The organism is Dyadobacter koreensis, from assembly GCF_900108855.1.
Classification (GTDB): Bacteria; Bacteroidota; Bacteroidia; order Cytophagales; family Spirosomataceae; genus Dyadobacter; species Dyadobacter koreensis.
Window position 1 is genome coordinate 207,990 of sequence record NZ_FNXY01000005.1, and the last position, 12,852, is coordinate 220,841.

12 protein-coding genes are annotated in these 12,852 nt (G+C 42.0%); 6 read left to right on the forward strand and 6 right to left on the reverse strand.

The genetic code is table 11. The features are described 5' to 3' along the window. Nucleotides 1-37: 37 nt before the first annotated feature. The 4 genes from BMY70_RS16465 to BMY70_RS16480 are packed head-to-tail and all read right to left on the reverse strand — an operon-like array spanning nt 38 to nt 4,125. Nucleotides 38-580 (reverse strand): hypothetical protein, encoded by a 543-nt coding sequence (locus tag BMY70_RS16465; protein ID WP_090336988.1) that lies wholly within the window; start codon nt 578-580, stop codon nt 38-40. Next, nucleotides 577-909 (reverse strand): hypothetical protein, encoded by a 333-nt coding sequence (locus BMY70_RS16470; protein ID WP_090336990.1) that lies wholly within the window; start codon nt 907-909, stop codon nt 577-579. Before BMY70_RS16470 ends, BMY70_RS16465 begins: the two co-directional genes overlap by 4 nt. A gap of 4 nt (nt 910-913) precedes the next feature. Further along, nucleotides 914-3,352 carry a penicillin acylase family protein gene (locus BMY70_RS16475; protein ID WP_090336993.1) on the reverse strand — a complete coding sequence of 813 codons (2,439 nt, stop codon included), beginning with the start codon at nt 3,350-3,352 and terminating at the stop codon, nt 914-916. 35 nt (nt 3,353-3,387) lie between these two features. Further along, a complete protein-coding gene (locus BMY70_RS16480) occupies nt 3,388-4,125 on the reverse strand; it encodes a copper homeostasis protein CutC (protein WP_090336995.1) in 738 nt (245 codons plus the stop codon). Between the two features lie 320 nt (nt 4,126-4,445). On the opposite strand from BMY70_RS16480, the gene BMY70_RS16485 reads away from it, so the two are divergent. Next, entirely contained in the window at nt 4,446-4,667 is a 222-nt protein-coding gene (locus BMY70_RS16485; RefSeq protein WP_013927448.1) for a DUF2795 domain-containing protein, read from the forward strand. Between the two features lie 225 nt (nt 4,668-4,892). Continuing rightward, nucleotides 4,893-5,534, forward strand: a complete 642-nt coding sequence (locus tag BMY70_RS16490) for an AlbA family DNA-binding domain-containing protein (RefSeq protein ID WP_090336996.1) — start codon at nt 4,893-4,895, stop codon at nt 5,532-5,534. A 76-nt stretch (nt 5,535-5,610) separates the two neighbouring features. On the opposite strand, the gene BMY70_RS16495 is transcribed toward BMY70_RS16490, so the two are convergent. Both BMY70_RS16495 and BMY70_RS16500 read right to left on the reverse strand, forming a co-directional pair. Further along, nucleotides 5,611-5,979, reverse strand: a complete 369-nt coding sequence (locus BMY70_RS16495; RefSeq protein ID WP_090336998.1) for a DUF3127 domain-containing protein — start codon at nt 5,977-5,979, stop codon at nt 5,611-5,613. Between the two features lie 84 nt (nt 5,980-6,063). After that, nucleotides 6,064-7,203, reverse strand: coding sequence for a cystathionine gamma-synthase (locus tag BMY70_RS16500; protein ID WP_090337002.1), 1,140 nt, complete (start codon nt 7,201-7,203; stop codon nt 6,064-6,066). Between the two features lie 132 nt (nt 7,204-7,335). Here BMY70_RS16500 and BMY70_RS16505 point away from each other — a divergent pair, with 132 nt between their 5' ends. The 4 genes from BMY70_RS16505 to BMY70_RS16520 all read left to right on the forward strand — a co-directional run bounded on the left by BMY70_RS16505 (nt 7,336) and on the right by BMY70_RS16520 (nt 12,824). Beyond that, a complete protein-coding gene (locus tag BMY70_RS16505; protein ID WP_090337004.1) occupies nt 7,336-8,022 on the forward strand; it encodes a TVP38/TMEM64 family protein in 687 nt (228 codons plus the stop codon). A gap of 125 nt (nt 8,023-8,147) precedes the next feature. Beyond that, nucleotides 8,148-9,740 (forward strand): sodium:solute symporter family protein, encoded by a 1,593-nt coding sequence (locus BMY70_RS16510; RefSeq protein ID WP_090337005.1) that lies wholly within the window; start codon nt 8,148-8,150, stop codon nt 9,738-9,740. 104 nt (nt 9,741-9,844) lie between these two features. Then, nucleotides 9,845-10,807, forward strand: coding sequence for a dihydrodipicolinate synthase family protein (locus BMY70_RS16515; protein ID WP_090337007.1), 963 nt, complete (start codon nt 9,845-9,847; stop codon nt 10,805-10,807). A gap of 16 nt (nt 10,808-10,823) precedes the next feature. Beyond that, on the forward strand, nt 10,824-12,824 hold the full coding sequence (locus tag BMY70_RS16520) for an SUMF1/EgtB/PvdO family nonheme iron enzyme (RefSeq protein ID WP_090337009.1): 2,001 nt from the start codon (nt 10,824-10,826) through the stop codon (nt 12,822-12,824). Nucleotides 12,825-12,852: the final 28 nt, after the last annotated feature.

The window sequence follows — 12,852 nt, forward strand, 5'->3', positions numbered from 1 at the left end:
ATGATTTGTGTTTCAAGGCCTACAATTCCGTAATTTTTTACTCTACTTTAAATATCGAAGGATGATCTCTCGAATAAACAATGTCAATTAATTGTCCGTTTTTAAGGTGTGCAAACTGTTTAATATCCAGTCCCTGACGTAGGACCCCGTCCGGAGTGATATACTCGATCGCCATAAACGGCTGATGATAAGTTGATTTTAATGTAAAGCGAAGATTTACGATACCGACAACTCTGGCTCTGGTGCCTTGTACTTTTCCTTTTAAATAATAAGCTTGTATTGCCTTATTAGTCGAAATTGCAGTTTTTTCGATTACCATGTAAAGAATAGTTAACGAAAGAATAAAAGCCAATAAGGAAAGAACGCTGATATACCACTTCTTTGGTGTGAATAATATCTGATAGATATAAGTGGTCTTAAATTTTTCCATAACAGGAAAAAAAATACATAATGAACCAATCGTTACAGTGTTAAGCGACCACCATTTGACGGCTACCCAGTAGTCCAGATTATGCACAAATAAGGCGATAAGAAGAAAAGCGAAGAGCAACAGAAATACGCCGAAATATATTCTTTTCATTGAACGGTCTTTCTGAGAAAATATCCGGACAGCCCTGATAGGCCACCAATAATTCCTCCCACAATCGTTGTTACCACGAGAAGTAAAATTCCATTTGGCAAGGAAAAAATCTCAGCAATCCGGTTCGACATGGCACCTGTGGTACTTGTATGGAGATATAAGCCATAAAAAAACCATAGTAGCGCAATCGCGAGAAAACCAGTCACAAAAGCATGGAGCGGGGTTAATGGCCGCCAGAGCATGATTAAAAAGGGAATCAGTGCGACGGTCCACCAAGGCGCGAAAAGTTGCAATATCGCCGTGACGATGAAAATGATGAGAAAATTCATAGCGCTATTTCTTTTTAAGAATGACTCTGGATGTAAGGCGCTTATTCTGCTGGTCAGGGGAGGACAAATAAACGAGTTCATTTAATTCTCCCTTTTCCCATTTTTCCAATAAATTCAGATAATAAGGACTTCCCGGATTTCCTGATTGTCCTCCCGGAAAAATCCCGTAAGCTTTGGGAGTTGGTCCAAGTTCAACAACCATGCGCCAGGATGGGCCGTTTCTCTTTGTGATTGCATTGACAATTCCTGTCCCACCGCCGAGTTTCAGATGAGGTGCATTAAAAGGCTTTAAGCTTCTGCTCAAATGTCTGATTTCGGTATCTTTCACTTCTGACCATTGCCATGACGGACTCATTGCGCCATGTCTGGCGTTTAATGTATCCACAGCGGCTTTAAAACTTGAAATGGTAATGTCGGCTAATGTTTCTTTCTTAGGCGTTTTTACATTATCAAACCACTTGGCGTCGGGCTGTTTTAATATCATATATAAGAGCCGGTCTCTCGAAGGAAATGCCAGAGGTGCTTCCGAAGAGTCAAATTCATCATTCCATACCGCATTTCTTAAAGCGGGAAGCCATTCCTCAAAAATAGAAGGAGCTATTTTTTCAGGAGAATTCTGATAATTCCATTCTGTCAAAACCTGTTGAGCAGCTTTATAAGTTGAATTAAGCGGGGTAGTTTCTAAGATGGAAAGTAGTTTCGGAAGTATAGTCCGGGCTAAAACATTGTAGTTATCATTCTGCAGTATTCTCAAACTATCGGCATTAGCAGAATTCATTTTCTCCAGTCGTTCATTGATCCTTATCCCTCGTTCAGCGGGAGCGAAAATCCAATTGATATAATATGGATAACTTGGATCCGTTGAAGATTGGTTCGCAGAGCTTACAAAACCTCTTGTAGGATTTTTCACAAATGGATTTTGGTCAGCAGGGATCCAGCCTTTCCAGTCGTCGTCCGGACTGGAACCGTCCAGAAGGAATTTTCCCTGATCTTTTCGTTTCAGTGGTAATTTCCCATTTACCGTCATGGCAATATTTTTTCCATTGTCAGCAAAAACAAAATTCTGGGCTGGGCCGACATATTTTGCCAAGGCATTACGATAGTCATCGTAGTCCTTCGCTTTATTAAGTTCGTAGAAAGTCAGAAAGCTGTTTCCGGGTTCATGTCCTATCCATTTGGTGGCCAGATATACCGATCCGGTCAGCTCATCATTATATTTGGTGACGGGGCCGTGATGAGTATAAGTAACCTGCTCCCGATAAGGTTCTGCTTTCCCTTTTATATAAATTAATTCCTCACGCTTGCGAGCAGGCTTCCATTGATTGTCATACCAGTAACTCGACTGAGACGTATCTTTAAAAGTTATTTTGTAACGATCATAGACATCTGCGTCAACATTGGTTACACCCCATGCCACATTCTGATTAAAACCAATAATCACACTCGGAATTCCCGGTAACGAAACTCCGTAGACATTTACATCCGGCGAATGCAGCTGAACCTGATACCATATGGACGGAAGCGTCAACTCGAGGTGCGGATCATTTGCAAGAATAGGGTAGCCGGTTATCGATTTTTCGGCACTTATTGCCCAGTTGTTACTTCCGATTCCCTCAGGTTTCATCTCTGGTTTTGAAAATTCATTTAACAGTACTGAATCTTTTGATTCAGAATGTTTGTCATCAGGAATTGGCAGTGGTTTAAAATCCCATGCAGTCCCCACCGGAATAATCGGACTTTCCTGAAGCATCGGGTAATCCGGAAAAAGATCTTTAATAACTTCATTTCCATACTTTTTTAAAACATTTGACATATTCAGATCATTTGAACGCCCGGCGAGCGTCAATGTCATTTGTTCCAGCATGTACATGGTATTGATTGGTTTCCAGAGCTCCGGTTTATAGCCCAGCAATTTATATTCTACCGGATAATCCTTTGGAGAAAGCTGGCTGATAAAAGCATTAACGCCAGCGCTGTAGCCAAGTAGCGCTTCTCTGGATTTAGGATCGCTTAACGCAATTTTTATATTTACCTCGGCGCCATAGGCCATTCCAAGGCGACGGCTGTTTTTATCCATTTCAAGTGTCGCGGGGCCGAGTATTTCGGAAAGTCGCCCGGACGCTGCCCTGGTTTGAATATCCATTTGCCACAGCCGGTCTTTTGCAGTAAGATATCCCTGTGCGTAAAAAAGATCGAAGTCATTTTTGGCAAAAATGTGAGGAACGCCGATATCGTCAAAGCGGATGATAACCTCTTCCCGAAGGCTATCCAGTTTTAAAACAATTTCTTCGTTCGGCTCGTAAATCTTTTCACCGTTTTGCCAAAACCCTGTAAAAGGGCTTAGAAAAGGGCCTAAGGCAGGAACTGGTCCCCATGGCCTGTTCAATGCATATACTAAGCCAATTGTAAGTATAACCGTCAAAACAGCTTTGAAAAATTTCATATCACGGAGACTTGGGTGAAAATTCCTGCCTTGCTTTATTCTGTATCTGCAACCGCCTCCACTATCGCTTCAATAAGATTTAAATCACTATATAATACTGAACGTTCGTCCGGAATTTCTCCTGCCATGGAAACATCTGCGGGAAAAAACTTTTGCCTGCCCGGGCGGAATGCTTTGGCGGTCAAATGGAGTGCATGGACACCGGCTTCTTTTAATTCTTTTGCATTGTGGTGATTAACACCGCCACCTGCCATAATTTCTATGGAACTTCCAGCTGTTTTTGCCAATTGTTTCAAGAGCGGGACAGCCATAGGAGCACTGGCTTTTTGTCCTGACGTTAATATTCTTTCAGCTCCTGTTTCGATTACGGCTTTCAAAGCTTTAACAGGATCGGGAGTGAGATCGAAAGCCCGGTGAAAAGTTACTTTCATTGGTGCCGCGAAATCTACGAGTGCTTTCGTACGTGCTACATCAACCTGACCGTCAGGGAGAAGTATACCCAGAACCACACCTTGCGCACCCAGTTTTTTAGCGAGTGAAATATCCCTTTTCATAATTTCTTCTTCAAAGAAATCATAAACGAAATCGCCTCCACGCGGACGGATCATCACAAACACCGGAATTTTGATATGTTCAAGTACCATTTCAATAAGGCCTGCGCTTGGAGTGGTTCCTCCTTCGCCAAGCCCTCCGCATAATTCAATACGCCCTGCACCACCAACCTGGGCATTTAAGCAGGATTCAAGTGAATATGCACAAACTTCAATTGTCATAATTGTTTCAAATTCTAAATGTTGGGGAAATTTACAAAAGATTTTGTCTCGCCGGTGATAACGATTAAATTTCTGCAAAATGACTAAAATTGGCGGGGAATGCTTTTTGTATACAATTAGTGATATCAGAATAGAAAGAGGTGCATCTTTTAAGGAGGTATAAATTTATGATATTCAAATGTTTATCCTATCCGGAAAAATATTAATAATAAAAAACAATTATTTTTAATATTTTTTGTTTAAAATTATCAAAAGATGCAATTTTTTTTACTTTTGCAATCCTTAAAAAATTAAGTAACTATTTAATAGGCGAAAAAACTATGTACTGGACTCTCGAACTTGCATCATATCTGGAAGATGCTCCTTGGCCAGCTACCAAAGACGAGCTGATTGACTTCGCAATTAGAACAGGAGCTCCGTTAGAAGTAGTTGAAAACCTACAAGAATTGGAAGATGATGGTCAGCCTTATGAAAGCATTGAGGAAATCTGGCCGGATTATCCGACCAAAGATGACTTCTTCTTTAATGAAGATGAATATTAAATGAAGAGCGGCGCCAGCAGGTGCCGTTTTTTGTTTTTACGGGTTTCTCGTTTTATTAACGGCATTGTTTTTTAGTATCTGAAAAAGGGATTTTGTGTAGATTAATTCAGTTAATATTTTTTTAATATTCTGAAAGGAATGTATATTAGTAACGTTATTATGAAAAGCATTTAGCCAAAATCCAAATTGTTTTTTTCATAGTTAACTATCTATCCAGGCCAATTGATGGAACTACGATTGCTTAAAGAGTTGGTCAGAAAGGGCGAGGGTGATCATGTGGAATTCAAGTTGAAATCTAATCACCCCGAGAAAATTGTCCGTGAACTAGTCGCTTTCGCCAATTCTGGCGGTGGAAAATTATTCGTCGGTGTTGGAGATGACCGGACGATCAAAGGAGTGAAAGATTCAGATGAAGATGAATACACACTCGTTAAAGCGATTAATACTTATTGTTTTCCCAAACTTGATTACCGGTTAGAAAAAATTCCTATCGATATGGAGCGCGAGGTTCTGGTTTTGACCATTCCGCGAAGTCTCGATAAGCCACATTATGTTGTAGATTCTTCGGGAATCAAAAAAGCTTATGTGCGCGTAGCGGATAAGTCGATCCAGGCTAGCAAGGAAATGCGTGAGATTATGCGTCGTGGCCGGTTCAAACGGGATATCCGTTTTCAATACGGCGACAAAGAAGAAAAACTAATGAAGCTTCTGGACGAGAAAAAGACGGTGACGGTCGAATTATTTGCAGCTGCCGCAGGAATTTCCCGGAAAATTGCTTCAAATACTTTGGTTATGCTCGTACTCGCTAATGTATTGGAGGTGCACCCGCATGAAGTGCTGGATCATTTTACCGTAGCGATGGCGTGAAATGCCATGAAAAAAAACAAGCGGTCCGTCGTTGCTGAAATTGCAAGGGACGGACCGCTTTATAATATCTGAAATACTAGAATGGAAGATCGTCCGATTCGTCTTCAGTAAATGTAGTTACAGGAGGCAAAGTGCTGTTGCTGCTTCCAGAGTTGTAAGAATTTCCGCCACCGTTTGCAGCACCCGCCTTATCAACTTTCCACGCTTTTACTTCTGTATACCAGCGATTGTTATATTCGCGGCTTTCAACATCGATCGATGCAGTTACAGCGTCGTTAACCTGTAAACCAGCCTGATCAATTTTGTCACCCCACAATGAAATGCATACTTTTTTTGGATACTGCGAAGGGATTTCAAGAATGAATTCCTGCTTCCGCCATGTTCCATTTTTACCCTGACCAGATACCTCAGGGAGTAAAGCGATGACAGTTCCTGTTAATTCCATGGAAAAACGTTTTGTAAGTTTTGCTAAAAAATAGAGATCAAAAGTAATGGTTTTGCTTATGGAATGCAAAAGAGAATCGCATTCTCATCCAATTGCCTGCTCCAGATCTGCGATCAGATCTTCCACATCTTCGATGCCAACGCTAAGTCGGATCAGCGTATCTTTGAGCCCGGTTTTTTCACGTGCATCCTTGGGGATACTGGCGTGCGTCATGCTTGCAGGGTGCGTGCAAAGCGACTCAACACCTCCCAAAGATTCTCCCAGCGAAAATACTTCCAGATTTTCCATAACCCGAACAGCCTGTGCATAATCATCCCCTTTCAATTCAAAAGAAATGATACCGCCATATCCGCGCATCTGACGCGAGGCAAGCAAATGTCCATCGTGTGAAGGAAGCCCGGGATAATAAACCTTTCCGACTTTGGGGTGATCTTCCAGCCACATGGAGACAACTTTCGCATTTTCACAATGGCGCTGCATCCGGATATGTAAAGTTTTAATTCCTCTCAAAACAAGAAAACAGTCCTGCGGGCCGGGAACTGCACCGCTTGCGTTTTGAATAAATGCCAGTTGTTTTGCCAGTTCATCATCATTCACGATCAGAGCACCCATAACTGTATCTGAATGTCCGCCAAGATATTTTGTAACCGAATGCATAACGATATCGGCACCCTGATCCAATGGATTTTGCAGGTAAGGCGAAGCAAATGTATTGTCCACTACGCTCAAAATTCCTTTGCTTTTGCACAAACCGGTTACAGCTTCGATATCAATAATTTTCAGCAAAGGGTTTGTCGGCGTTTCAACCCAGATCATTTTCGTTTTTTCGGAAATCACCTTTTCAATTTCTGAAATATCGCTCATGTCAACGAAATGAAATATTAAACCGAACGGCTCATATATTTTTTTCATGATCCTGTATGTGCCGCCATAGATATCGTTGGTCGCAATAATTTCGTCGCCGGGTTTAAATAACTTCAATACTGCATCTGTTGCAGCTAAGCCGGAAGAATAACAAATGCCATGTTTTCCGTTTTCCAAAGCAGCCAGCGCAGTTTGCAAAGCGGTGCGCGTTGGGTTGTGAGTCCTGGAATACTCATAACCTTTATGTTTTCCCGGACTTTCCTGAACGTATGTTGAAGTCTGGTAAATGGGCGTCATGATTGCACCGGTTGTCGGATCAGGTTCAACGCCTGCGTGTATGGCTTTGGTAGCGAATTTCATAGAATATAATGATCGTAAATTGATTTCGCAAAATGTAAAAAAATCAAAGATAATCTTCTTGAAAAACCTTTTACCGAAAGAAGTCGTTAATTTGATATCTGAAATGTTTGTGTTGACTAAAAATATCTTCTTTTGGCAAATCCATTAGTAAAAAAACTCCCTTTACCCCTAGTTGTAAGCGTTTTACTCACTGTTGTTCCCTTGGTTACTACCTCATTACTGACCGCGTCTGCGATTGCGAATGAAGAAATATTACGCGGCTGGTCCTTTGGGACCTGGACGCTTGTCACACTGGGTTTGACATTTACGTCTGCCATCGCCTTAACACCGCCGACTTTTCTGGCGCTGGTCTTTGGCTATTTTCTTGGATGGTATGCAGTTCCGTATTTATTTATTTTAAATATGGGTGCAATCGGAATTTTATACGTTCTGGCAGATTTCTTCAATGCCGAATCGATCCGCATTTATCTGGTTCAGATTTATCCCCAAATCGAATCGCTCATCAGAAAATTCAAAGCAAACCAGTTTCGTCTTATCTTCTTTGCCAAGCTTTCGCCAGTTCTTCCTTTTACGATAACAAATTTATTTTTTAACGTCGTGGGTGCAAAGCTGCCTCAGGTACTCGCTGGTGGTACTTTGGGAATGATTCCAAGAACTGTTCTGGCCGTGTGGGCTGGAAGAGAAGCGCAGGAAATCCGTTATTTACTGGAACATCCGAATGAAGGTTTGGGTACTAAAATCCTTCTTTTATCACTGATCGTTATTTCCTCGGTTGGCATTGGATATTTGTTTAAGGACAAGGAAGAATACAAGCATTGACATTACGCAAATGTTAAATGTGTTCAGAATGATAATATCGTATAATAACAGGATATAAAACCACATAAATACATGAAGTTAATCCTGTTTATTTGCATTTAAGTTATACTTATTAAAAAAGTAGAATGAAATCCTTACCCTTAATCGATCTGCTTATTGTCATTGTCTATCTGGTAGGGATGGTCGCGGTGGGTATATACTTTTCGCGAAAAAATACGACGGCAGACCAGTTTACGAAGGCTTCGGGAAAAATTCCGGGCTGGGCGATAGGGATTTCAATTTATGCAACTTTTTTAAGCAGTAATACTTTTCTGGGAGTGCCTGGAAAAGCTTTTGGAAGTAACTGGAATTCATTCGTTTTTAGCTTATCCATGCCGCTTGCCGCCTGGGTCGCTACGAAATTTTTTATACCATTTTACAGAAATACGGGAGCTGTCTCGGCTTATACTCATCTAGAACATCGCTTCGGTCCGTGGGCCAGAACCTATGCAGTTGTCTGTTTTCTGTTGACGCAGCTTGCCAGGATGGGTTCGATATTTTTTGGAATCGCGCTCAGTTTGCAGGCTTTAACCGGATATCCGATGGCTACGATAATGATCGTAGTTGGAATTTGTATCGTGCTTTATACCGTAATGGGCGGAATGGAGGCTGTTATCTGGACAGAAGTTGTTCAGGGAGTGATCAAAACTGCCGGTGCTTTGATCATTTTATATCTGGTAGTTTCGGGTATGGATGGAGGCGTGTCAAAAATTATTGATATTGGAAAAGTAGATAATAAATTCAGTCTCGGAAGTTTTGCGCCAGACTTTACGCAGTCTTCATTTTGGGTAGTGTTGTTGTACGGTTTCTTCATGAACCTCAACAACTTTGGTATGGACCAGAATTATGTTCAGCGGTATCATACGACCACATCAATTAAGGAAGCGGCGGGCTCTGTCTGGTTATGCGTTTATTTATATTTACCGGTTTCGCTGATCTTTTTTATTCTTGGGTCATGTCTGTTTGCATACTATCAGAGTAATCCGGAATTGTTAAATGCGGTCCAGATGCAGGTGGCAGGGGAGCGTTTGCCTAATGGTACGCCGGAAGCAATTCGCACGCTGGCTTCGACCTTGACACCGGCAGACATAGGCGACAAAGTGATGCCACATTTTATGGTTACGAAAGTTCCCGTAGGCCTTCTTGGGCTAATTATTGCAGCGATTATGTCTGCCGCGATGAGCACGATCAGTTCAGGAATGAATGCCTCTGCAACCGTGTTTATGGTAGATATTTATCAGCGGTATGTTAAAAAAGATATGTCTCCGAAGCAATCCATGACATTATTATACATCGCTACAACAGGGTTTGGGCTTTTGGGCATGGTCACCGGAATTGCGATGATTGGTGTAAAAAGTGTACTGGATGTCTGGTGGCTGCTGTCAGGAATTTTCGCAGGAGGTATGCTCGGATTATTTCTTTTGGGAATAATCTCAAAAAATACTAAAAATACTGAAACGCTGACAGCAACTTTAATTGGTATCGTAGTTATTATCTGGATGACGTTTTCGGCGAAATTGCCGGATGAGTATTCGTTTCTGAGAAATCCGCTTCATCAAAATATGGTGATGGTTGTAGGCACACTTTCTATTTTTCTTGGAGGTTTGTTGCTGACAAGATTAAAAGGAAAACCCATAGAGATTGAAAAGGAAATCCTTGCCGACGGCCATATTTCCTGATGAAGTGATTGTACTTAAACAAGTAGTCAATAATTTGATCCGCTAAGATCCAGGTTGAACTGGCGCATTCTGACAAAATTTTACGCAATATTTATAAAACTGGTATGACAGCAATTACCAATTCTTTGCCGCAAGGATTTATTCCTGTTATGTTAACACCTTTTCTGGAAACAGGAGAAGTGGATTATGCTGGCTTAAAAACACTAACAGAATTTTATTTAACAACAGGTGCAGCAGGACTTTTTGCAAATTGTCTTTCCAGCGAAATGTTTGAACTGAGTGAAGATGAGAGGATTTCTGTAACAAAAGCTGTTGTGGATCAAGTGGCGGGAAGATTACCAGTCGTCGCAACAGGAACGTTCGGAGGGCCTATTTCTGATCAGGCTGAATTTGTAAAACGTATATACGGTACCGGTGTGCAGGCCGCCATTATTATATCAGGTCTGATAGCCGATGAGAGTGATTCTGATGAGGAATTTTTGAAAAATGCGCTAGAATTAATTTCCCTGACCGGAGATATTCCTCTCGGTTTTTATGAATGTCCTGTTCCTTATAAAAGACTGGTTCCGAGCAACATTCTGGAACCATTAGTTGCAACCGGGCGAGTGGTTTATCATAAAGATACTTGTCTGGATCTGGCGGAGGTAAAACAGCGGATCGCTCTGGCGGACGGCCAGCAATTTGGTCTTTATGACGCATATATGGTAAACGCCGTTGCGTCATTAAAAGCAGGAGCTGCTGGACTTTCCTGTATTCAGGGAAATATTTATCCGGAACTTGTCGTCTGGATCTGCAAAAATTTCAATAATCCGGAACGGCAGGAAGACGTTAAAAAGGTGCAGCAGTTTTTTATCGATTCGATGGATCTTGTCCATACTGCCTATCCGATTATCGCAAAATACAGTTTACAAAAAAGAGGTTTCCCGATATCACTTTATACAAGAAGAGAAGTTGGAGTGTTAACTCCAGAATTAAAAACTCAGATGGATAATTTGTTGGTCGAAGTGGAAAAGATACAGGCCGATTTGGGTATTCCCAGTAATTTCACCCAGTATTTGGTAAAATAAAAAAAAGGTTACTAAAATGAATTGGATTCGCATAACATTTCTTGCAGGTTTATTGACGCAGACAGCATTTTCCCAGACCACAAATTCTTTGGGAATTACACTGGCAGATATTCCCGCAGGAAAATTTTACATGGGTTCAGAAGGTGAAGGAGAAAATGCGGATGAAAATCCGGTTCATCGGGTGACCGTATCGAAACCGTTCAGAATGGCGATAACAGAAATTACGAATGCGCAATTTGAAGCTTTTGATCCATCACATAAAAAATTCAGAGGTAAGGACGGATTTTCCAAGGAAGATGATGAAGCCGTTGTTTTTGTCAGTTATCGGGACGCGACGGCTTTTTGTGAATGGTTGGGTAAAAAAGAAGGTAAAAAATATCGTTTGCCGACAGAGGCGGAGTGGGAATATGCTTGCAGAGCAGGAACAGTTACAGATTTTTCTACGGGAAGGTTTCTATCGAAAGCACATTTGAAAAGTCAGAAAACGGATCGGGAACAGGTTATCGTTTCATTAAAAGTGGGTCAGGCCGAGGCAAATAAATTTGGATTATACGACCTGCATGGAAATGTCGAAGAATGGTGTTCGGACTGGTATGGCGCTTATTCGGCTGGCGAGCAAAAAGATCCGGTTGGAAGAATTTCTGGTCTATACCGCGTGACGCGAGGCGGAAGTCACGGTACGCCACTGACCTATCTGCGATCGTCGAACCGTATGGCCATGATTCCGGAAGACAAACATTTTCAGCTGGGTTTCAGAATCGTTGAAGGAGATCTTCCCGTAACAAAACCGCTTCCGGCGGAGCCTGCTACTTTTGTTTATCAAAATGTTTCCCAAAAACCTTTTTCATGGAAAAAAGTGTCAGACACAAAGCCGATTTTCATGGAACCTATCCGGTATGTGAACAAACCGGAATGCACAGACGAAGTGCCCTTTTTTCAACATAATCACTGCCCGGCAATCACGTGGTGTCCGAATGGAGATTTGCTCGCTGCATGGTTTTCAACCAACCAGGAATCAGGAAGGGAAATGACAATTCTGGCCAGTCGTTTGCGGGCAGGACAGCAGAACTGGGATAAGCCTTCGGAGTTTTTTAATGTACCGGACAGGAATATGACAGGAACTTCGCTCTTCGACGATGGAAAGGGGACTTTGTATCATATGAACGGAGTTGAAACGGATGGCGATTGGAAAAATCTTGCCATGGTCTTACGAACCAGTAAGGACAACGGAGCAACCTGGTCCATCCCGTCAATGGCTGATCCAGAGCATCAGGTCCGGAATCAGGTTATTGCAGGTATGAGTCAAACAAAAGAAGGCTGGCTGGTTCAGGCGGGAGATGCCGATCCGGGACCGGTCGGAGGAACAGCGATACATGTGAGTAAGGATGGAGGAAAAACCTGGGAAAATCCTTATCCTGGAAAGGAGACACCGGATTTTAAGGAGGGGAGGTCAGGCGGATTAATTGCGGGAATTCATGCGGGTGTCGTACAATTAAAAGACGGTAGTCTGTTTGCGCTGGGAAGAAATAATAACATAGAAGCGCAGGAAGGATCTGGTTTTCGAATGCCGGCGAGCATATCGAAGGACATGGGAAAAACCTGGAATTATGCTGCTTCTGAATTTCCGCCGATTGCCGGGGGACAGCGGTTAATCTTATTCAGGCTTAATGAAGGGCCGCTGCTGGTGATTTCATTCACGCATCATCCCGAAGAAACGGATGAGAAAAAAATCGGAATGACTTTCAAAGACTCAAAGGGAAATTCTTACAAAGGATACGGCATGTATGCGGCTTTGTCCTATGACGAGGGAAAAACCTGGCCGGTTAAAAAATTATTAACAGACAAAAAAGAACGATACCTGAACGGAGGTGCATGGACTGGTGCATTCGAAATGGATGAAAAAAATGCAGAGCCGAGGGGATACCTGGCACTGACACAATCACCGGACAACCTTATTCATTTGATAAGCAGTAGTATACATTATCGATTCAACCTGAATTGGTTAACAGCTGACTAATCCGAAGATTTTTATAAATTCTTACTTC